Consider the following 17,214-nt stretch of genomic DNA (forward strand, 5'->3'; position numbering starts at 1 on the left):
CGATGACCGGTGTTGGCCGGCTGACCGCGGACCCGGAGATCCGTTTCTCGCAGTCCGGGGTGGCGGTGCTGACGGTGCCGCTGGCGTTCAACGCCCGCCGGAAGGACGAGTCGGGGAATTGGGTCGACGGCGACAGCTTCTTCGTGCGCGGCACGCTGTTCCGCGAGGCCGCCGAGAACGGAGCGGAGTCCCTGTCGAAGGGCATGGAGGTCGTGGTCACTGGCCGTTTGAAGACGGACCAGTGGGAGGACCGGGAGACCGGGCAGAAGCGGTCGGCGCCGGCGTTGCTGATCGATTCCATCGGGCCGAACGTCAGGTTCGTGACGGTCACGGTTAACAAGGTCGAGCGCAACGGCTCTGGCGGGTCGGGCGGTTCGGCTCCGTGGGGGAGTGCGCCGACGCCCGCTGGCCGGGGCGGCTGGAGCGACGAGCCTCCCTTCTGATCGCCGGGTCGAGAGGGTGGTGCATCGCCTCCGGTCGGTGCACTGCCCGCCCGACCAATGAGAGGAGCAGGGAATGGCATCCCGGAAGGCACGCAACCTACTCAGTGGCCAGCAGATCGTTCGTCCCGACAAATCATGGGACCGCGTCCACGGCGTGCGCCACGCTATCGACGGGGCCCCTGACGGACAAGTTCTGGTCACTACCGACAGCACGCGTGACGAGCCGATGGATGAGGACGCGCTCGTCGAGATCGTTTGAGCAACGAAGGAGAGACATGGACATCACCGACGTCTACCAGGTCGTCACTCTCACGGAGCCGCAGGGCGAGGGAGGCGAACGTCTAGAACCCGGCACGTACGTGATCGGCGGCGAGTATGCGAACGATGACGGAACCGAAATTGTGATCCGTGTTGACCACGTGACTGATGTCGAAGGCTTCGACGCAACGCAGTACGTGGCCCAGCGAATCGCAGCCAGCCTTGCCGGAGGGACCGTGGAGTTGACGGAGCCTGGAGGTAGTAGGTGATCACCAGTGACGTGCACGTAGCCGCCGTGGTCAAGTCGGTAGCCGAGGAAGACGAGAGCTTCCGACACCTCGGGAGTTTCCTGCGGCTGAGCAAGTTCTGCGCTGATGCCGCCCGTCTTGGGCTGATCGAGTACAGCGGTGACATCTGGGCGTGCCGGATCACTGAACGAGGGCGCGACCTGTACCTGCGGCTGCTTCGGCAGTTGCCGGAAGGGCGGGCGAATGCCTGGGTTGGTCCTGTGATGACGGAGATCTCGTGGGAACTGGAGCGCCTGGATCGGGAGATGGAATCGTGAACGCGTCGGAGCGCGGAAGGTCGAACCGCCGTCGTGGCCTTGATGCTGAGCGTGCTGTGGCCCGCTACCTCCGCACCGTGGGTTTCCCGCAGGCGGAGCGGGCTGTGCGGACCGGGTTCAACGCCGGCGGCCGGAAAGTCGCTGATCCGGGCGACATTGCTGGTATCCCCGGCGTGGTGATTCAGGTGAAGAACACCGCTCGCGAGGACATCGCCGGATGGATGGAGGAAGTCGCCGAGCAGTCGTTCAAGTCTGATGCCGCAGTGGGGATTCTGGTGCAGCGCCGTCCGGGCAAGGCGGATCCGGCTCGTTGGTGGGCGTGGCTCATGGTGTCCGAGCTGATGGATCTGCCTCGTAGCTCGGGTGAGTACATGGGTGCCTCAGCGACCCGTCCGGTGCGCATGGAGCTGGGGCATCTGGTGCCGCTGCTCATCGCAGCGGGGTACGGGACGAGCGAGGAGTCAGCAGCGTGACTGGAAAGTGCTGGTACGACAAGGACGCTTTGTCGCAGACGCCGTCTCGTCCGGTAACGCCCGCGGATCGGCGTCAGGCGACGCGTCAGGCGGCGATGCTGGCTACGGACGCGGGGGATCTGGCGATGCTGCTGGACATGCTCGGGCTTAACCCGGCCGAGGGCGCGCAGAGGAGGGCGGCGTGAACGACGCGCAGGAATGGGGCCATCTGGTGTTCGCCGCCATCGACGCTGGAAGCGACTCAGAGACGGCACAGCGGGATGCCCGCATTCTGATCGCGCAGCGTCGTCGTGAGCGTGATCCCGACCGTCGCCATTGGGGACCAGGTGACGAGCTTCCGTTGCCGCCGCCGAAGAAGGTCACCGACCTCGATGGTGCGGTGTGGTTGCACCAGAAGTCGGGGCAAGGTATGTACCGGATGTCGTCGAACGATCGGCGGAAGTATCGGAACGAGCCAAGAGTTCGAAGGCGTGCGTCCGTGGTTCTACCTGCTCGACTCCGAGGGCCCGTTGAGTGAGGCGTGATGTCGGTGGGGTGCGGGACTCTCCGATCATGGATGGTGACGCCCCGTACCCCCAGGAACACGAAACCGAAGTCGTTGAGGTGCCATGCCCAGACTGTGGCGACCCGGTGGCGGTCCCGGTGTTCCTCGACTGGGACGACAAGATCAAGGTCGCGGTGGCGTTCGCCGGCCCGTACGTCAGGGCTCATGCCGAGCGGTACCTGCGGTCTACTCACCCGGATGTGTGGATGACCCCGCATGGGGATCTCGTGGAGCGGCGCCTGTAGGTCGCTCGGGTAGCGGACCGTCGCCGACGTACCAGCGCATGAGCTGACGGATCAGGGCGACGCGGTCGATGCCTCGCTCTTGGGCGGCTGTGGTGAAGCGGTCGCGGAGGTCGGGGTCGCAGCGGATGAGGATGCTGGGCTGCCGGTGTCGGTCTGTCATGGGTCAAGTATCACATGTGGGTATCCACTAGTTGCCCGGGCGCCAAAAAGCATCTTGCCTGTGGATATCCACATGTGTAATCATGGTTGTGTTGATTGAGATGAGAGCCGTTTGGGTCAACACCACCAACCAAGGAGCCCGAAATGCTGAAGATCTTCCGCGATCCCAACAACCCCGACGTCCTGCGCGTCGTCGTCTACGAGAACCCGGGCGACGACGAACCGGCCACGATCCGCGAAATCGACATGGCCGACGACCACGGCGACGAAGTCGACGACATCCCCGCCGACTGGGTCGAACTGGCGTAGCTCCCGGCGGTCACGAGAGCCCGCACCAGCGGTGCGGGTTTTCTGCCCAACCGGGCCACATTCACCGACCACAGGAGTCCCGATGGCCAAGACGGAACTCAGCAACGCAGCGAAGCTTCAGCTTCTGGAGTGGAACTACGCCTCGACCGCAGACGCCGAGAAGGCGATCCGGGAGATGTCGGCCGACGAACTGGAGTCGGAGATCACCGGGATTGTGGAGGCGCTGGACAACGAGCAGATCGACGCACTGCTGGGTGAGCACCTGGGCGCCGACGAACTCGCCGCGCTCAAGCACTGACCCGGCGGTCACAAGAGCACCCAGTCTGCTGGGAGTTGTCTGCCAACCGGGCTGAGGCCATCGAGAGCAAGAAGGAGTGGGACATCAATGGACGAGAACGAGATCACGACGCTGCTGAACGACGAAAGCACCCTTCAGGACATGCTGAGTTGGCTTGAGGATGAGGTCTGCTCCGACGTTCTGATGATCAATCCTCGGTCCGCGTCGGATCGGGACATCGTCGAAGCGATCGAAGAGCACTATCCCGGCGGAGCGGCTGGGTTCCAGCGGCACCACTGATAGCTCGTGCTGACCAACGCGCCATCACCACTACGAGGAGGAGAAGTGAGCGAGTCCCAGGTGCTGAGCGAACTGTGTGGCATCCACGTAGACCACGACAGCCGCGACGCGGTTGATCGCGTGCTGCTGGAGATGGCACGGAACCTCATGACCGCTGGCTATTCCGATCGAGCGGCCCAGCTTGAGACCGCGCTGGTCGAGGTCGGAGACGTGGTCAAGAAGTTGCGAGCGAAGAACTGAGAACGGGGGTCGGGTTGAGTTTCGCGGCCCACCCGACCCCCTTCACTCCACGAGAGGAGCAACGCAATGCTGACACAGGACTGGCGGGCTGATGCAGCCTGCCAGGACATGGACCCGGAGCTGTTCGCACCGGCGTCCTACGAGGGACCGGGTGCGGTCCAGGCGGAGGCGGCGAAGGCCGTGTGCGCTGGCTGCCCCGTGGTCGACGAGTGCCTGCAGGGCGCGATCGCCCAGGAGGACGACACCACGGTCCGGGGTGGCATGACCCCGGAGGAGCGGCGGGCACTGCGCCGCAGCCAGAGCATTCCCCGGCTGACTTTGGCGGTGGCGTGATGGTTACAACGATCACGATCATCGCCGTGTACCTCGCCATGCGCATTGGCCACGACACCGGCGACCACCCCGTGCAGACCGGCTGGCAGGCAGCGAACAAGGGCCACGACTGGCGGGCGCTGCTGGGGCATGTTGGCACGTACACGGTGTGCACGTCGGCGCTGGTGCTGTTGGCGGGCCTGCTGCCCGATGTGGAGTACAGCCCGCTGGGGTTCGTGCTGGGGCAAGTGTTCTCGGCGGCGACGCACGTCGTGATCGACCGGAGGCCGTGGTTCGCGACGGCCATGAGCGTGATCGGCAAGGCCGAGTTCTACCGACTGGGTGCGCCGCGGCCGGGGCGGGATGACAACCCGTCGCTGGGAACGGGGGCATACGCGTTGGACCAGTGGGCGCACCGGGTATGCCTCGCTGCTGCGTCGGTTATCACGGCCACGATCTGAGGAGGAGGATCGGTGAACGAGAACACCAACGAAACGCTGGACAACATCCTCGAAGAGGGCGCGGCACGCGTGATCGAGGAACGGTGGCTCTCGATCGATGATCTGGAGGGTGAAGTGAAGCAAGCAGCCGAAGCTGCGTACTCCGCGTATGACGCGTGGCAGAAGGCCGCGCAGACATTGCAGCAGGCTGCCGAGGCGGCGATGTCATGACGAAGGGATCTGCCGAGTACGTGCGTCGCTACTACGGGGTGCCAGCGAAGCAAGGTATGAGCGTCAGGGTGGATGGGCAGTCAGGCCGAATCACCGGATTCCGGGATGCGCATCTCCTGGTCAGGTTCGATGGCGAATCCCGCTCCACGCCGTGCCATCCGACGTGGCGAGTCGAGTACCAGTCGGAGTGACCACATCGGCTCTGGTTACCGCCACGTGGGGGCGGCGCCGTTCAGGACGGGACCAGAGCACGCGCAACTAAACAAGGAGGACATGAGAATGGTCGAACGAGACTGGCGACCGATGTTCGAGACCGCCGCTCAGCTCGGGCACGAGGACCTGATCGAGAAGGTCGTGGACTTGGCTACCAGGGTGCGCGATGGCGAAGGCAGCCTGGTTGACCAGATAGTCGTCCACGCCCGGGTACTCGACTATCGGTACAAGAATCGCGGGACGGGCTTTCCAATATGGCTGGCCAGCACACCGCGGCTGTCGGAGATGCAACCGCGAGGGCTTGCTTACCGAACCCGAGACGACCCGAAGGTGATGACCATGAACATGGTCCAGTGCGACGACGCCCCCATGTTCGTCGCCACCACCGTCGGATTCATCCGCCACACGTTCGACACGGGACCGACTCCAGCCACGCTGTGGCTGCGGTCGATGAGCCTGGCGACGCTGCCCGGAGAGCTGCCCCACGGCAGCACGGAACCTGTCGTTCTGTATGGGACCTTGCAAGGTGGCACGTCATCGATTCTGAGCGCTGTTCGTGACGGCCGCGACCCTGCCGAACCGGTTGCGCACGTTGTTCAACGCATCATTCACCTCCGCCCGTTCTCGTGGGAACCGGGCGGGTGGGACGGGGACTGACCCACAGCCCCGGCCCTCACGGGTGTGCACCAGGTTCGGACCTGGTCGGGGCACGAGCCGACGAACGAGCGGCGCGCACGATCGAATTCTGGAGGATCCAATGAACACCGTCGACCGCAAGGACATCCACACTCGCTCTGAGGAGGAGCAGTGAGCAACGACAACCGAAACGAGGGCGACGCCAACAACGTCGTCCAGTCCAGCCGGCATGACGGCGATGTAAATGCTCCGGTCATCACCGGAGACGGGGCTACGATCATCCAAGGCGACAACCACGGCAGCATCCACCAGACCTTTGGAGGCAAGTGAGATGGCACCTGACTGGCTGCAGCCCGGTGTTGAGGTCGTGTACTGGGAGGAGGGTGTTGATGGTTATCAGAACGTGCATCTGACGACGATCACGAAGGTGGACGAGACACTTGTGTGGGTGGAGTGGGACAGTGCCTTCGTTCTCGTGGAGACGCTGACGATGCCAGGGACGGGGCCGATTCCCGTCATAGCACACCCAAACTCTCCCGAGGGAAAGGCCGCGCTGAAGGCTGGCACGGCACTGTAGTTTCGACATCGCTGTGCCTCCAGAACCAAACGCAGCAGCTCGCCCCGACCATCGTCGGTCGGGGCGAGCTGCGATTTGAGATCAGGCGAGATGCATCATCGCTGCGATGTCGGGCAGCAGCAGCCACGTCACAGCCAGCAGGCACACCATCTCGATGCCCCGCTCGATGCGCTTGCCGGATGCTGATCCGACTCGCCAGCGAAGGGCCTCGGGCAGGATGTGCGACCGCCTCCACCGCGAGCCAGCGCACTGGCCCTTGATCGCGCACTTCTCGCAAGCCCGCCTGAACGGCCAGCACCACGGAATGCCGCTGCGGGTCGCGGAGTCGCCGGCGGAGTGCACCACCATCCCCACGGCGATGCTCGCTCCCGCGTACCAACCGAGATCGACCATGGCCCCCGACATCCACAGGCTCGCGGCGATGAGGATCGCGACGAACATCGCGGGAAGGTCGCGGTGGGTGTGGAGTTGCTGGCGGACCCACCGCGGACCGCTCCGGGAAAGTGCGCTGATGCCGGGGGCGAGGACGAGGACCATCACGGCCGCAGTCAGCAACGGGGTGATGAGCGCGCAGAGTCCGACGAGCAACCCGAGTCCGACGGCGAACACCGGGGTGTGGACCAGGCCGCGGTGTTCGCCGTCGCCAGGCGGGTCGTGGGGGAGGCGGGTTCCGCGGTATGCGGTGCGGGCCAATGCCTGGAACCCTTCGCCGACGAGGCGGGTGACAGTGCCTCCTGAGCGGTAGGCGGTGGCGCCGTCAGCGTCGAGGTCGGGTAGGAGTGCCGCGCCGGCGCCGAGTAACGCGCCGACCGCGGTCCCTGCTGGGCCGAGCTCGGCACCTGTGAGTCCGCCGATCGCCGAACTCGTCAGCGCACCTGCCAATGCGCCGGTGCATGCGTGTCCGCCTGCCTCCATGTCGCACTCACCCTCTAATCTTGTTGAATGGCCCTGAATTTGAACGACGAGGTTCGCAATCTCCCTGGCATGAAGAACGAGGAAATGGACCGGCTGCTCGTCTTGCGTGCGATGACGATGATCACCGGGCTTTTCAACCGGACGTGATCAGAACCGCTTGAGCACTTCCCGTGCTTGCCCCAGCGACAGCCCGGTTGCCTGCATGATGTCGACCGGGTTTTTCGCGCAACCGTCCGCCAATGCGTGCGCGACGAGATCGTCCACCGAGGACGCGCCGGATCCCCACTTGCTGACCGCCTGCTTGATTTGGCCCAGCGTGCATCCGGTCGCCTGCATCAGGCCGTGGATGTCGGAGGGCTCGATGCCCTCGGCGATGGCGTCGGCGATCTTGTTGCTGACATCGACGTCCTCGGGCGTCACCAGTTCCTCGGTTCCAGGCGCCGTCATCGTCGGCACCGGAACAGCTCGCAGCGCAGGCTCCAGCGGCACGTCGACGAAGGGAAAGTCTTTTGGGTTCTCCAGGTACAGCGCCCGGGACCGGATCTTCCGTTCCGCGGTCATCACGTATCCGAGGCCGCGAGTCGGCTGTCCGTTAGAGAACTCCGCGGGAAGGTCCTTCAACTTCTCCGGGAGAGGGTGCCCGACGGAGATCATCGACTGGTTCGAGCCCTCGGTGATCCGCAGAGCGACGATCGTGCCGGTCTTCAACTGGCCGCGCAGCGCACCCGAGCCGCCCAGCTGCTCCAGCGAGGGAACCTGGGTCGACAGGTGCAGCCCGAACGCATACTTGGCGAGTTGCTGCGCGTACCGCTCGCACAACCTCACGAACTCCTTGTCGGCCATCAGGAACTCGTGCGCCTCGTCGATGAACAGCGGCACAAGCGGATGCTCCTCGGACGGTTCGATCGACCCGCCACCCTGGTCGATCAGCGCGGGACGCCGCTTCGACGCCAGGTTCAGGAGGTACTTGACCAGCTCCTTGGCATCATTCAGGTTTGTCGCGTACTCCTCGACGCGGCCAAGCCACTGCACCAATGATCCGCCGCCACCACCGTCGATGATCATTGGCCGGGTGATCAGGGACATCGCGCACTCCGTCAGCGCAACATCCAAGACTTTCGACTTGCCTGACCGTGTGCCGCCCGATATCAGGCCGTGGTTTGCGCCTCCTCCAGGGGTCCACAGTCGGTAGCGCAGCGGCTCCCCGCCATCCGCCGGGGTCATCAGCGGGAACGTCCCGCTCTCATTCAGCCCGGGGCCCTGCCAGCGCCTTACCTCTTCCAGCGGGTCGCGTTCGATGACCGTCAGCTTGGCCCGACGCACAGAAGTCCCTGTGGCTTCTGGGAACACTCGCCCGTCGGGCAGGTCATAGACGCTGGCGACGGTCTTGGTAACGCCGAGGATCTGGTGCCAGTGGTCCTCGGTCTGCAGCTCTACGAGTCCAGTCCATCCGTACTCGAACGATTCGACGTTGGTGAGCTGAGAGCCGGCGAGGCGCTTGCCGCTCGCGCCAAGGTGCTTGTCCCACAGCGTAACAACGACTTCCTCTTCAGCCGGAGCCTCTTGAGTCGGAACCTCGGCTGCGGGCAGCACCGGTCGCGATTGCTCTGCCTTCACCGCGAAGGCTTGTTCCGCGGTGACATCCGGGTCTGGTTCAGAGTGCTTGATCCACCACGGAAGAGACAGCGCCGAGCCGACGACGAACATCATCGCGGCAGCCAACGAACTACCACCGAACACGCCGATACCGAGCTGGAACATCTCCGACGCCACCGCAGCGATCCCGGCGTACACCTTCTGGACGCCGTTGGTGTGCTTCGCGGCGTACATGTAGGCGCCCCCAGCACCGATCGCGCCGATACCCAGTGGTACGAGGTCTGTTGGCATCTCGGTAGCGGCAGCGGTCGCGCCGACTCCGTAGGTTGCAGCTATCGCAGCCACGGGAATGAGTGAGTTGCGGTATCGGCGTGCTAGTCGCAGCGCTTCTGGTCCCCACTTCTGTTCGCCGCCCGTGTCCTGGTCCTGGTCGATGGTTGGCCCGGACTCGACCTGCGTTGCCGCGGTCATAGCTACCTCCTTCACTGCCCCGGCCTGTCCGGGTCTGCACCCCGCCTCGGCCGATGTCGAGGCGGGACACACACCCGGCAGATCAGATGTCGTCGTAGAACGTCTTCGTCGCCACGTTCTGCGACCCGCCGGCCTCTGCCGTGGCCGTCGCCAGCCCGCCGTGACGGTCCGACACGTGCCGGTGCAGATCCGCCGCCTTCTCCGCGACCGATTCGATCTCGTCGGTCATGTCGCTGAGCTTGGACAGGGTGTCGATGTCCATGGAGTTCGCGGTCAGGCTCTCGTTGAGGTTGGTGACCTTCTCGTGGACCTGCTTCATCAGATTGGCGAGTCCTTCGAGGCTGGCGACGGTTGAGCTGTAGCCCTCGCCGCTGTCGTCGATGTTTTGGCTGGTGGCGGGTTCGAGTGCGGTCATGGTGTTCTCGATTCCTTTCGGTTCGGTTTCTTTCTGGTCCGGGTACACGCGCTCTGCGGTCACTCGGATCGTTTCGGGCTTCTCGTTCTGCTCTCGCGGCGGCGGACCGCTGTACCCACCCGAGCCCTTGCACTTGCCGCACGGCACGTGCCTGTGCTCGCCGCCGAAGTTCGTGATGAGTTCACCGAGGCCACCGCAGTCGGGGCACAGGCCCCGCTTCATCGCCTCAGTCGGGTCGAGGTTCGAGTTGCTGCACTTCCCGTTGCACGAGGGCGGCGGGGTGCCGTCAGGGGTCGGGTACACGCCCCACCCGCGGCATTCTTGGCACCGCACCAGGTGGCCGCCGATGATCACCTTTCCCTGGCCGTTGCAGGCCGGGCATGGCCGCTCGGCTGTCTCGTCCCACCAACTGTCGGGACGCTTCGCACGCTCTTTGCGGATCTCCTCGGCGAAGAAGCACACGGGGCAAACCGTGGATCCTTCGTCGGCCGCCCTACCGCATCCACGTGCACATCGCGGCTTCTCGTCGCTGCTCGAATGCGGCTGGCCGGGACGCTCGTGGACGATGTCCTCGGGTTCGTCGTCAGTCGGTTTCGGCGGCGGTTCGGGAGTCGCCGCAGGGACACAGTCGTTGCACACCCGCCCATACGGGGCGACCTCGATCAGTTGCTCGGAGGTGTAGCCCCCGCAGCGGGCGCACTGCTGCATCTCGATCGGCGTACGAGGATGACGACGCCGCCACTCCGCCCACCGCTCGACGAAGCTCCAGCCCTGACGACCGCCCTCGCGGCCGACGATCCAGCCGCCCGCAGCGCCCTGCACGAGTCCCGTCAGCGCGCCCGTAGCGCCGGCGACTACCGCCGCCGCTGTGCCTGCGATGACCATCCCGCCGCTGTACGCCCACCACAGCGGAGCACGGGGGCCGGTTGAGCGAGCGTCCTGGAGGCGCTGTTCCCAAGCCTGAGCAGCCTCCTCGCGGGCTTTCTCCCGTGCAGCGGCCCGATCCTGTGCCCGCTGCCTGTACTCGTCGTAGACGGCCTTTGAGCGGATTTTGCTCTTGTCGATGGCGTGGGTGACCGCTGCGGACAGCACCATCGCCAGGAGCAGCAGCGCTTCCACTGTCAGCCTCCGATCAGACGGCCGATCGAGCCGGACGAGATCTCGTTAGTGCCAGCAGTCGCACTCTCGCCAGCGTTTGCCAGCGGTCCGACTGCGGGCAGCAACAGGGTCGGCAGCAGGAACAGCACGACCATCTCCCGCTTGTCCGCCGACTTGTCGACCCAGATTGCGTAGAAGACGAACAGCAGGCCGACCAGCACGGCGCCGCCGACGATCAGAGTCGGGGGGACACCGGGGATGTTGCTCAGCAGGTCCATCAGCCGGTTGGCGAGCCAGGCGCCGAGGGCGACATCGGCGAGCGCGCAGCCAGCGATGGCGACGAGTGCTGCCTTCAGCCACCACGGGGCGAGCTTCTTGCGCTTCCAGATGACCCAGATGAGACCGATGGCGGTGATCAGGATTGCCCAGGACATGACAGTTCCCTTCGGGTGTGGGTGATCAGAGGATGATGATCAAGGCGACGATCAGGACGATCGTCGAAGTCACGTAGAACCGCAGCGGCGTGCACAGCCACCGCAGCGCATCCAGCAGCAGCGACAGCACGAGCGGAAGGAGGCCGAGGACCTTGCCGACGCGACGGAGCGTGTCGACGTCGCCGGCCCACTCCGCCCGGCGCCACCGCTCCACACGGTCACGAGGAGCGGACGGTCGGGTTCGGTACACCGTGCCGTCGAAGACGTCCTTCGCCGACTTCCATGCGTCGCGACCGAACTCGCTGACCTTCACCAACGCGCCAGTCGTCGGGCGGGGAGCGATCTCCGTCGACTGCGCTCCGTCACCCGCCGGATCCGACTGCGCGGGCCACGGACCCCAGGACACGTTGTTGTCGGTAGCGGCATCAGTTTCGGCCGTGTACTCTCCCGCGCCCGCGTGCTCACGCGCACGCTCACGCGCCCATTGATCCCCGTTTTCGGGCTCCTGCAGAGACTTCTGGGCCTCGCCCCAGGGGTTCGGGATCGTCATAACCGGACACCTCCCAACGTGTCGATCCGACTGGATTCGGACTTGAACTGCTCGATGTAGAACTCGAACTTGCTGTCACGCTCGGTGGCCGGTAGCGCGTTGATGGCTCCCTGCAGGACCATCACCGCGATCCCGAGCCGCTGAGACTCGCTGCCGGGCTTGGCGAGCGTCTGCTCCCCGTGGGCGCGGCTCTTGTCGTTGGCGCCCGACGCTTCGAGCGCCCACTTCGCGTGCTGCGCGATCTGTTGACGCAGGTCACGCACCTGCTTGATGTTCCTGGTGTGCTTCGCTGCGGAGATCAGAGCGTCAGCGGCGGCCCTGAACTGCGCGGCCGGGGTGCTGGCGGTGGTGGCGCGGGCGTTGTGGAACGCGGCTGCCCGCTGGAACCGGCGAAGCTTGCGGGGGGTTCGGCGTGCGGTCGGCATCACGACTCCCCGAACCACTCGCGCTCGTCGGACTGCTCGCCTGGGTCCGGGAACTCACCCGACTCGGCCTTCGCGAACCCGCGAGTCACCGCGGTCGTGTTGTTGATGCCGATGCGCTCGACGACCTGTGCACGGGTCAGTGCACTGATGTCGACACCGCGCCGACGGGCGGCGTGCCAGAACCGTGCAGCGGTCTCGTCCTGCCGCTCTGCACGGGCGTGCACGACCTCCCGTGCACGACCCTTCGAGGTGTGCTGTGCACGCTCGGACTTCGACGGTGCACGGTCCTGTGCACGACGCCGTGCACTGCCTTGTGCACGCTTCGGTGCACGGTCGTGCAGAGCGTCTCGTGCACCGTGCACGTCCTGGTCGTGCACGCCGTGCACGGTGTCGTTTGCACGCTCTTCGTCGGAGTCGTGCACGGCCTCCGGTGCACTGTCCTGTGCACGGTCGTTCTCGCTGGTCTCCTGCCGTGCACGGTCTTCGTGCACGGGGTCGTGCACACCCCAGATCGCGAACAGTGCACGGGTGTCGTGCACGTCGTGCAGATCAGCGACCAACGGGTCCGTGCACGCCGGGAAGATGTCAGCCCCAACCGTGCCGTGCACGGGCAACTCGTCGTCCTCGTGCACGCTCTCAAGTTCGGGTGTGCGCACGGTCGGCAAGGAGCGGGCCACCTGCTGCACGAGAACCGCGTGCACGGCCTTGTACTGGCCGGTGAGTGCGATCCTGTAGGCGCTGTCCCACGGGCAGTTGAGGTTCGTTGCGATGCTGAACGCCCGCCACGAGTAGATCGGGTGCCGGCCCACCTGGGCGCCGCGCCGCAGAGCACGCACAGTACGCTCGATCGTTGCTCGACGGATCTGCTCGGCGGTGCGGTCCTGCTGCGCGTCCCGGTCCCACCGGAGCGTCATGTGCACGATCAGCGGGCCAGCGATCGACATGCCACCGAGCACGACTCCGGTCAGCCAGTCGCCGCCATGGATGTTGTGCCAACCGTTGACGCCGGCCGCGATGGACGAGAAGAGCCACATCAGCCGCTCGTAGCGACCGGAGGGGCGGTTGTTGACGACCGCGAAGGCGACCATCACCGTGAACACCCACGCCACACCCTCGACGGCGATCGGGGTCAGGTACGCGAGGTCGAGCTGCGGCAGCCATTCCACGGGGGTGGAGTCGCCGAGGTTTTCCCGGTAGAAGCCGACCTGCGTCAAGACGACCACGAGGCCGAGGAGGGTTGCGGCGGCCAGCGCGACGAACCAGACGAGGCCGCGTCCGCGCTTCTTGGTGGTCACGGTGATGCTCCCTTCTTCGTCAGTTGATGTGGTTCTTGATCAGGGCGAGGTAGCGCGTGGCGGTCTCCAACGCATTGCCGTAGGGCCACTTCGCGTACTGGGTCAACTCGTCGTAGATCGAGTCGAGGTGCTGCTCGGGGGCGTTGGGGTTCTTCGCGGCTCGGGCCACGGTGGTGGCGAGGTCGGCGGCGGACAGCAGGTTGTCGCGACGGGGTCCGCTGTGCTGCTTGGCCTCTCGGAGCATGGATGCGGCGAGGTCTTCGAATTTCTGCTGCTGGGACACGATCAGCCCTCCTGGAGGCGGTTGAGGATTTCGACGGCTTCGCCGTCGGTGACGGGGTTGCCGTCCTGGTCGATCGGGCCGAGGTAGCCCTCGGCGCGGAGGTCGAAGAACTTGGTGTCGGCTTCGGTTTCGGGCTGGCCGTCAGCTCGGCGGGTGGACATCAGATGGCCACCTTTCGAATCAGTGCCAGCAGCGCTCGGGCATCTGCGACGTGCTCTTCGTCCGGGTGCTCCTCGTGCCACCGCAACGTGACCAGCAGGTCTTCGAACACGGCGTAGAGCGAGTCGGAGATCTCGCCCCGGCTGATCGCGATCACGTCGGCCACCTCAACGGCGAGTTCCCGGTCGGTGGCGGTCAGGACCCGGGCGGCGTCGATCAGTTGCTCGTCCAGTGGGGTCGCTGGCTTCGGCGGGGTGTGGTCAATGAGCCTTTTGAGAAGGTGCATCGCGTTCATCGGGCACCTCCAAGCGCGGCTTCGATGAGCGCGATCGCCAGGTGAACCGCGGTTTCGCGGGTGACGGTCAGGGTGTCGACTACGCATCCGGCGTCGTCGATTGCCGACAGCGACACCTCGGCGGTGATGCCGTCGTGGTCGACGTGGGTTTCTCGGGCCACGGCCAACTGCTGGCTCAGGTCGACCAGCGGGACGACTGCGGTGGTCGTTGTCTCGCTGTAGCCCTCGGTCAGGGTGCTAGGCTTCGGGAACATTTGGTGATCCCTTCAGGGGTCTTGAGAGCCGTCCGGGTCGCATCCGGGCGGCTCTTTTCATGCGGCGGTTGGAGCCGCAGTGGGGGCGGGAGCGACGGACGCCTCGTAGGCGATGAACGTCGGCTCGTGGACGAGCCACATGCCCCGATCGCGAAGCTGCCTGCCGCCGGGAATCGATCCCGCCTTGACCAGCGTCAGCGCCGTGCTGCGGCTGACACCCAGTCGCAGCGCGACGTCCTTCAGTCGCAGCCATCCGGGCTTGTTCTGCATTGAGTCCTCCTCCCGAGGCGTGTTGCGAGGTTTGCGTTCCTTGCTCTGGTTGGAACCTTAGCGCATTCTGTGTAAGGTGACAAGGTGAAGAAGGAAGATGGTCCTGAGCAGGAAAAAGGCCCCCGACCGAAGTCGGGGGCCTGGCGCCGGAGGGAGGTGTCAGTGGATCTGCTGTCGATACCGCAGCGCGTACAGGTGTCCGCCCTTGATCAGCACGGAAGCCTCAACCGGGCGCTCGTTGTCCGAGTAGATGACTCGCAGTTGGCGGATCACTGGCACATCGGACGGCAGATCCAGGAGGACCACCTCGTCGGTCTCCGGCGCACGGACGGATACCTCGTCGTCGAAGTAACGCTGCGGGTAGCCGAGGTCGGCCAGCACGCGGGGCGCTCCGCCTCGTACCTTGCCGTGCTCGGCCAGAGCGGTACCCCTCGCCAGATCAGGCGGGTAGTAGCTCCAGCTCATCTCAACCGGTTCTCCGTCGTAGCGCATCACCCGCTTCCGAAGGATGGCCGTCTCGCCCTCCGCGAGCCCGAACACCTGGGCCACGTCGGCCGGCGGTGCGACTTCGTCCACCTCCAGCAGCTCGTACTTGTAGCCGCCGGGACTCGGCGCGTAGTAGTTCGCTACGTCAACGACGAACGGCTGTCGGTTTCGCACGTACACGCCGGCGCCAGCACGACTAGTGGCGAAGCCCTCGGCTTTCAGCATCGAGATGGCGCGCTGAACGGTCACGCTCGCGGCGTCGAACCACTCCATCAGCTTGGGGGTGGACGGCAGCTTGGTTCCTGGCTCGTAATCGCCCGACAGGATCCGAGAGCGGAGGTGCGCGGCGATCTGTACGTGCCGTGGTCGGTCATCGGTTCGTTTGGCCACAGGTCAACCCATCGTGATCTCGTAGCGGAGGCGCCGACCGACCGGGTTCATGACCATGTGAGCCGACTCGAATGGAGTGCCATCCGCGGTGTAGGAGGTGCGGTCCAGCACGAGGACAAAGGCGCCGGGAGGAAGCTGGAGCGCGTCTGCCTCATCAGGCGTTGCTGGGCGTGCGGTGACGTCCTCGACAGCCTTGGCTGCGGTGAACCCGCGTTCGGCAAGGAGTGCCACCGCGCCGCCAGGGATCTTCCGGTGCTCGGCGAGCGCAGTGCCGCCAGCTACCGGCGTCGGGTAGTAGGAGTCGGTCAGCTCGACCGGGGTGTTGTTGAGCAGCATCGTCCGACGCCGCACGACGGCCAGTTCTCCCTCTGCAAGCCCGAGCGCCTCCGTCACTTCGAGGGGAGGGGCAAGCTCGGCGACCTCTCGAAGCACCTGCGTACCGGACTGGCCGTGCTTCGAAGCTTCGCCGGCCCACGTGTCTCCGTGGGCACCGCTGCGTGGAGTGAGGTACTGCGTGGACGCCTCCACCCAGCCTCCGAGCTGCTCAGACACGGTCTCCCCCTTCTCAGCCTTATCGCCATAGCGGTACAGCGACAAGGATCGCATATCTGTGTGAGGGGGCCACCGGTTCCCGCTGGTCACGGGCTGTATGCCAGGCCGTTGCAACACGTCACCCCGCACGCCCCGGTGTCGCACGACCAGGAGACCCAATGGATCGGGATTGATCTAGGAGAGAGCGTGACCGCAAACGAACGAGTCCCGGCCGCTGGTACCGGCCGGGACTCAAAAGAACGTGACAAGCGCGATGGTAGCAGGCCACTCCGGTACCGATGGTGGGACGCGATCATGGCTGATGACGAGCTCACCACCACAGACGTGGCTATAGCCATGGTGCTGTCTGCCCACGGGCGCATTGACGGAACCAACATCTTCCCGTCGAAGGAGACGCTTGCGCGTGAGTGCAAGACCTCGGAACGCACCGTGTACCGGTCGCTGAAGCAACTGGCAGACCGCGGCTACATCCTGGATGTCTCCGAGGTCCCGAGAGGGCAACGAGGGGCGAAAGGGCTGTGCACGGTTTACCGGCTGACGTTGCCAGCCGAGGCGTCGGTTCACCCGATAGCACCTGACACCGATGGCAAAGCGCCTGCCACTGGTGGCGATACCCACCTGACGCCCGTGGCAGACCAACAGACCATGGGTAATAGACCAACCTCAGAACATTCCGATGTCTCTGCATCGGGCTCAACGCTGCGCGTGGAGCCTGCGCCCGACCTCGATGACTGGGACTACGAGGACGACCTCGAACGCATCGAGCACGCCGTGCACGGCTTCGAGGGCTGCGACGAGAGGACCGCGCTTGGGATGCTCTCCAACGGCGTGCACCCGAAGGCCGTCATCAACAAGATCCTGGCTGGCAGACGTGCAGCAGCGTGAATCCCCGAAACCCCCGCAGGGCAGCTTGCGGGTCAACCTCAATGAAGAATGGAGAACAGGCATGTCCAACATTGATCAGGTAGCCACGACATGGAACAAGCATCTGAGCACCGGCGACAGCGCCCTACCGCAGAAGGAACTCGTCGAACGTCGCAACGTTGACGGCGGCGTAACGTACACAGTCGTCACGCCCCAACCCAACAAGATCAGGGCGTGACG

34 protein-coding genes are annotated in these 17,214 nt (G+C 65.3%); 20 read left to right on the forward strand and 14 right to left on the reverse strand.

Features of this window, described 5'->3' with window-relative positions; all coding sequences use genetic code 11:
* The first annotated feature begins 2 nt into the window (after nucleotides 1-2).
* The 18 genes from ssb (at nucleotide 3) to ABD691_RS00985 (ending at nucleotide 6,222) form a co-directional block, all read left to right on the forward strand.
* Nucleotides 3-443: a single-stranded DNA-binding protein gene (gene ssb / locus ABD691_RS00900; RefSeq protein ID WP_344677516.1), complete on the forward strand. Its 441-nt coding sequence runs from the start codon at nucleotides 3-5 to the stop codon at nucleotides 441-443.
* Between the two features lie 73 nt (nucleotides 444-516).
* The gene (locus ABD691_RS00905) at nucleotides 517-702 is read left to right on the forward strand and encodes a hypothetical protein (RefSeq protein ID WP_344677367.1); all 186 of its coding nucleotides are present in this window, start codon (nucleotides 517-519) and stop codon (nucleotides 700-702) included.
* Between the two features lie 16 nt (nucleotides 703-718).
* A complete protein-coding gene (locus ABD691_RS00910) occupies nucleotides 719-970 on the forward strand; it encodes a hypothetical protein (protein WP_344677368.1) in 252 nt (83 codons plus the stop codon).
* Entirely contained in the window at nucleotides 967-1,266 is a 300-nt protein-coding gene (locus ABD691_RS00915; protein ID WP_344677369.1) for a hypothetical protein, read from the forward strand. Before ABD691_RS00910 ends, ABD691_RS00915 begins: the two co-directional genes overlap by 4 nt.
* Nucleotides 1,263-1,739, forward strand: a complete 477-nt coding sequence (locus tag ABD691_RS00920) for a hypothetical protein (RefSeq protein WP_344677370.1) — start codon at nucleotides 1,263-1,265, stop codon at nucleotides 1,737-1,739. Before ABD691_RS00915 ends, ABD691_RS00920 begins: the two co-directional genes overlap by 4 nt.
* The gene (locus ABD691_RS00925; protein ID WP_344677371.1) at nucleotides 1,736-1,924 is read left to right on the forward strand and encodes a hypothetical protein; all 189 of its coding nucleotides are present in this window, start codon (nucleotides 1,736-1,738) and stop codon (nucleotides 1,922-1,924) included. Before ABD691_RS00920 ends, ABD691_RS00925 begins: the two co-directional genes overlap by 4 nt.
* Nucleotides 1,921-2,256, forward strand: a complete 336-nt coding sequence (locus ABD691_RS00930; protein ID WP_344677372.1) for a hypothetical protein — start codon at nucleotides 1,921-1,923, stop codon at nucleotides 2,254-2,256. The genes ABD691_RS00925 and ABD691_RS00930 overlap by 4 nt, the downstream gene beginning before the upstream one ends.
* Before the next feature lie 113 nt (nucleotides 2,257-2,369).
* The gene (locus ABD691_RS00935; RefSeq protein ID WP_344677373.1) at nucleotides 2,370-2,528 is read left to right on the forward strand and encodes a hypothetical protein; all 159 of its coding nucleotides are present in this window, start codon (nucleotides 2,370-2,372) and stop codon (nucleotides 2,526-2,528) included.
* Between the two features lie 303 nt (nucleotides 2,529-2,831).
* The gene (locus ABD691_RS00940; protein WP_344677374.1) at nucleotides 2,832-2,996 is read left to right on the forward strand and encodes a hypothetical protein; all 165 of its coding nucleotides are present in this window, start codon (nucleotides 2,832-2,834) and stop codon (nucleotides 2,994-2,996) included.
* 82 nt (nucleotides 2,997-3,078) lie between these two features.
* Nucleotides 3,079-3,294: a hypothetical protein gene (locus ABD691_RS00945; RefSeq protein ID WP_344677375.1), complete on the forward strand. Its 216-nt coding sequence runs from the start codon at nucleotides 3,079-3,081 to the stop codon at nucleotides 3,292-3,294.
* An 87-nt stretch (nucleotides 3,295-3,381) separates the two neighbouring features.
* Nucleotides 3,382-3,573, forward strand: a complete 192-nt coding sequence (locus tag ABD691_RS00950; RefSeq protein WP_344677376.1) for a hypothetical protein — start codon at nucleotides 3,382-3,384, stop codon at nucleotides 3,571-3,573.
* 45 nt (nucleotides 3,574-3,618) lie between these two features.
* The gene (locus ABD691_RS00955) at nucleotides 3,619-3,813 is read left to right on the forward strand and encodes a hypothetical protein (RefSeq protein ID WP_344677377.1); all 195 of its coding nucleotides are present in this window, start codon (nucleotides 3,619-3,621) and stop codon (nucleotides 3,811-3,813) included.
* A gap of 66 nt (nucleotides 3,814-3,879) precedes the next feature.
* Nucleotides 3,880-4,146 (forward strand): WhiB family transcriptional regulator, encoded by a 267-nt coding sequence (locus ABD691_RS00960; protein WP_344677378.1) that lies wholly within the window; start codon nucleotides 3,880-3,882, stop codon nucleotides 4,144-4,146.
* A complete protein-coding gene (locus ABD691_RS00965) occupies nucleotides 4,146-4,586 on the forward strand; it encodes a DUF3307 domain-containing protein (RefSeq protein WP_344677379.1) in 441 nt (146 codons plus the stop codon). Before ABD691_RS00960 ends, ABD691_RS00965 begins: the two co-directional genes overlap by 1 nt.
* Nucleotides 4,587-4,598: 12 nt before the next feature.
* A complete protein-coding gene (locus tag ABD691_RS00970; RefSeq protein ID WP_344677380.1) occupies nucleotides 4,599-4,796 on the forward strand; it encodes a hypothetical protein in 198 nt (65 codons plus the stop codon).
* A 279-nt stretch (nucleotides 4,797-5,075) separates the two neighbouring features.
* Nucleotides 5,076-5,666, forward strand: a complete 591-nt coding sequence (locus ABD691_RS00975) for a hypothetical protein (protein ID WP_344677381.1) — start codon at nucleotides 5,076-5,078, stop codon at nucleotides 5,664-5,666.
* Between the two features lie 150 nt (nucleotides 5,667-5,816).
* A complete protein-coding gene (locus ABD691_RS00980; RefSeq protein ID WP_344677382.1) occupies nucleotides 5,817-5,975 on the forward strand; it encodes a hypothetical protein in 159 nt (52 codons plus the stop codon).
* Between the two features lies 1 nt (nucleotide 5,976).
* Nucleotides 5,977-6,222 carry a hypothetical protein gene (locus ABD691_RS00985; RefSeq protein ID WP_344677383.1) on the forward strand — a complete coding sequence of 82 codons (246 nt, stop codon included), beginning with the start codon at nucleotides 5,977-5,979 and terminating at the stop codon, nucleotides 6,220-6,222.
* An 81-nt stretch (nucleotides 6,223-6,303) separates the two neighbouring features.
* Here ABD691_RS00985 and ABD691_RS00990 read toward each other — a convergent pair whose 3' ends face one another.
* The 14 genes from ABD691_RS00990 to ABD691_RS01055 form a co-directional block, all read right to left on the reverse strand.
* Nucleotides 6,304-7,137, reverse strand: coding sequence for a metal-dependent hydrolase (locus tag ABD691_RS00990; RefSeq protein WP_344677384.1), 834 nt, complete (start codon nucleotides 7,135-7,137; stop codon nucleotides 6,304-6,306).
* A 147-nt stretch (nucleotides 7,138-7,284) separates the two neighbouring features.
* Nucleotides 7,285-9,204, reverse strand: a complete 1,920-nt coding sequence (locus ABD691_RS00995) for a hypothetical protein (protein WP_344677385.1) — start codon at nucleotides 9,202-9,204, stop codon at nucleotides 7,285-7,287.
* A gap of 82 nt (nucleotides 9,205-9,286) precedes the next feature.
* Complete coding sequence (locus tag ABD691_RS01000; protein WP_344677386.1) at nucleotides 9,287-10,738, reverse strand: DnaJ-like cysteine-rich domain-containing protein; 1,452 nt, start codon at nucleotides 10,736-10,738, stop codon at nucleotides 9,287-9,289.
* A gap of 2 nt (nucleotides 10,739-10,740) precedes the next feature.
* Nucleotides 10,741-11,151 carry a hypothetical protein gene (locus tag ABD691_RS01005; RefSeq protein WP_344677387.1) on the reverse strand — a complete coding sequence of 137 codons (411 nt, stop codon included), beginning with the start codon at nucleotides 11,149-11,151 and terminating at the stop codon, nucleotides 10,741-10,743.
* 25 nt (nucleotides 11,152-11,176) lie between these two features.
* Nucleotides 11,177-11,701 carry a hypothetical protein gene (locus ABD691_RS01010; protein ID WP_344677388.1) on the reverse strand — a complete coding sequence of 175 codons (525 nt, stop codon included), beginning with the start codon at nucleotides 11,699-11,701 and terminating at the stop codon, nucleotides 11,177-11,179.
* Nucleotides 11,698-12,126: a hypothetical protein gene (locus tag ABD691_RS01015; RefSeq protein WP_344677389.1), complete on the reverse strand. Its 429-nt coding sequence runs from the start codon at nucleotides 12,124-12,126 to the stop codon at nucleotides 11,698-11,700. The genes ABD691_RS01010 and ABD691_RS01015 overlap by 4 nt, the downstream gene beginning before the upstream one ends.
* Complete coding sequence (locus ABD691_RS01020; RefSeq protein ID WP_344677390.1) at nucleotides 12,126-13,421, reverse strand: DUF2637 domain-containing protein; 1,296 nt, start codon at nucleotides 13,419-13,421, stop codon at nucleotides 12,126-12,128. Before ABD691_RS01020 ends, ABD691_RS01015 begins: the two co-directional genes overlap by 1 nt.
* Before the next feature lie 19 nt (nucleotides 13,422-13,440).
* Nucleotides 13,441-13,704 carry a hypothetical protein gene (locus ABD691_RS01025; RefSeq protein WP_344677391.1) on the reverse strand — a complete coding sequence of 88 codons (264 nt, stop codon included), beginning with the start codon at nucleotides 13,702-13,704 and terminating at the stop codon, nucleotides 13,441-13,443.
* Nucleotides 13,705-13,706: 2 nt separating this feature from the next.
* The gene (locus ABD691_RS01030; RefSeq protein ID WP_344677392.1) at nucleotides 13,707-13,865 is read right to left on the reverse strand and encodes a hypothetical protein; all 159 of its coding nucleotides are present in this window, start codon (nucleotides 13,863-13,865) and stop codon (nucleotides 13,707-13,709) included.
* The gene (locus ABD691_RS01035; protein WP_344677393.1) at nucleotides 13,865-14,158 is read right to left on the reverse strand and encodes a hypothetical protein; all 294 of its coding nucleotides are present in this window, start codon (nucleotides 14,156-14,158) and stop codon (nucleotides 13,865-13,867) included. The genes ABD691_RS01030 and ABD691_RS01035 overlap by 1 nt, the downstream gene beginning before the upstream one ends.
* Nucleotides 14,155-14,412, reverse strand: a complete 258-nt coding sequence (locus ABD691_RS01040; protein ID WP_344677394.1) for a hypothetical protein — start codon at nucleotides 14,410-14,412, stop codon at nucleotides 14,155-14,157. The genes ABD691_RS01035 and ABD691_RS01040 overlap by 4 nt, the downstream gene beginning before the upstream one ends.
* Nucleotides 14,413-14,469: 57 nt before the next feature.
* On the reverse strand, nucleotides 14,470-14,682 hold the full coding sequence (locus ABD691_RS01045) for a helix-turn-helix transcriptional regulator (RefSeq protein ID WP_344677395.1): 213 nt from the start codon (nucleotides 14,680-14,682) through the stop codon (nucleotides 14,470-14,472).
* Between the two features lie 159 nt (nucleotides 14,683-14,841).
* Nucleotides 14,842-15,558: a GntR family transcriptional regulator gene (locus ABD691_RS01050; RefSeq protein WP_344677396.1), complete on the reverse strand. Its 717-nt coding sequence runs from the start codon at nucleotides 15,556-15,558 to the stop codon at nucleotides 14,842-14,844.
* A gap of 3 nt (nucleotides 15,559-15,561) precedes the next feature.
* Nucleotides 15,562-16,110, reverse strand: a complete 549-nt coding sequence (locus tag ABD691_RS01055) for a GntR family transcriptional regulator (protein ID WP_344677397.1) — start codon at nucleotides 16,108-16,110, stop codon at nucleotides 15,562-15,564.
* Between the two features lie 294 nt (nucleotides 16,111-16,404).
* On the opposite strand from ABD691_RS01055, the gene ABD691_RS01060 reads away from it, so the two are divergent.
* Nucleotides 16,405-16,995: a helix-turn-helix domain-containing protein gene (locus ABD691_RS01060; protein WP_344677398.1), complete on the forward strand. Its 591-nt coding sequence runs from the start codon at nucleotides 16,405-16,407 to the stop codon at nucleotides 16,993-16,995.
* A 61-nt stretch (nucleotides 16,996-17,056) separates the two neighbouring features.
* Nucleotides 17,057-17,212, forward strand: coding sequence for a hypothetical protein (locus tag ABD691_RS01065; RefSeq protein WP_344677399.1), 156 nt, complete (start codon nucleotides 17,057-17,059; stop codon nucleotides 17,210-17,212).
* Nucleotides 17,213-17,214 lie beyond the last annotated feature (2 nt).

It is taken from the genome of Saccharopolyspora taberi (assembly GCF_039534165.1).
Taxonomy (GTDB): domain Bacteria; phylum Actinomycetota; class Actinomycetes; order Mycobacteriales; family Pseudonocardiaceae; genus Saccharopolyspora_D; species Saccharopolyspora_D taberi.

Bases quoted from the DNA above. Each gene is read 5' to 3' on its own strand.
- ssb (WP_344677516.1), top strand. From the start codon at position 3: ATGACCGGTGTTGGCCGGCTGACCGCGGACCCGGAGATCCGTTTCTCG.
- ABD691_RS00905 (WP_344677367.1), top strand. From the start codon at position 517: ATGGCATCCCGGAAGGCACGCAACCTACTCAGTGGCCAGCAGATCGTT.
- ABD691_RS00910 (WP_344677368.1), top strand. From the start codon at position 719: ATGGACATCACCGACGTCTACCAGGTCGTCACTCTCACGGAGCCGCAG.
- ABD691_RS00940 (WP_344677374.1), top strand. From the start codon at position 2,832: ATGCTGAAGATCTTCCGCGATCCCAACAACCCCGACGTCCTGCGCGTC.
- ABD691_RS00945 (WP_344677375.1), top strand. From the start codon at position 3,079: ATGGCCAAGACGGAACTCAGCAACGCAGCGAAGCTTCAGCTTCTGGAG.
- ABD691_RS00950 (WP_344677376.1), top strand. From the start codon at position 3,382: ATGGACGAGAACGAGATCACGACGCTGCTGAACGACGAAAGCACCCTT.
- ABD691_RS00960 (WP_344677378.1), top strand. From the start codon at position 3,880: ATGCTGACACAGGACTGGCGGGCTGATGCAGCCTGCCAGGACATGGAC.
- ABD691_RS00965 (WP_344677379.1), top strand. From the start codon at position 4,146: ATGGTTACAACGATCACGATCATCGCCGTGTACCTCGCCATGCGCATT.
- ABD691_RS00975 (WP_344677381.1), top strand. From the start codon at position 5,076: ATGGTCGAACGAGACTGGCGACCGATGTTCGAGACCGCCGCTCAGCTC.
- ABD691_RS00985 (WP_344677383.1), top strand. From the start codon at position 5,977: ATGGCACCTGACTGGCTGCAGCCCGGTGTTGAGGTCGTGTACTGGGAG.
- ABD691_RS00990 (WP_344677384.1), bottom strand. From the start codon at position 7,137: ATGGAGGCAGGCGGACACGCATGCACCGGCGCATTGGCAGGTGCGCTG.
- ABD691_RS00995 (WP_344677385.1), bottom strand. From the start codon at position 9,204: ATGACCGCGGCAACGCAGGTCGAGTCCGGGCCAACCATCGACCAGGAC.
- ABD691_RS01005 (WP_344677387.1), bottom strand. From the start codon at position 11,151: ATGTCCTGGGCAATCCTGATCACCGCCATCGGTCTCATCTGGGTCATC.
- ABD691_RS01010 (WP_344677388.1), bottom strand. From the start codon at position 11,701: ATGACGATCCCGAACCCCTGGGGCGAGGCCCAGAAGTCTCTGCAGGAG.
- ABD691_RS01015 (WP_344677389.1), bottom strand. From the start codon at position 12,126: ATGCCGACCGCACGCCGAACCCCCCGCAAGCTTCGCCGGTTCCAGCGG.
- ABD691_RS01030 (WP_344677392.1), bottom strand. From the start codon at position 13,865: ATGTCCACCCGCCGAGCTGACGGCCAGCCCGAAACCGAAGCCGACACC.
- ABD691_RS01035 (WP_344677393.1), bottom strand. From the start codon at position 14,158: ATGAACGCGATGCACCTTCTCAAAAGGCTCATTGACCACACCCCGCCG.
- ABD691_RS01040 (WP_344677394.1), bottom strand. From the start codon at position 14,412: ATGTTCCCGAAGCCTAGCACCCTGACCGAGGGCTACAGCGAGACAACG.
- ABD691_RS01045 (WP_344677395.1), bottom strand. From the start codon at position 14,682: ATGCAGAACAAGCCCGGATGGCTGCGACTGAAGGACGTCGCGCTGCGA.
- ABD691_RS01060 (WP_344677398.1), top strand. From the start codon at position 16,405: ATGGCTGATGACGAGCTCACCACCACAGACGTGGCTATAGCCATGGTG.
- ABD691_RS01065 (WP_344677399.1), top strand. From the start codon at position 17,057: ATGTCCAACATTGATCAGGTAGCCACGACATGGAACAAGCATCTGAGC.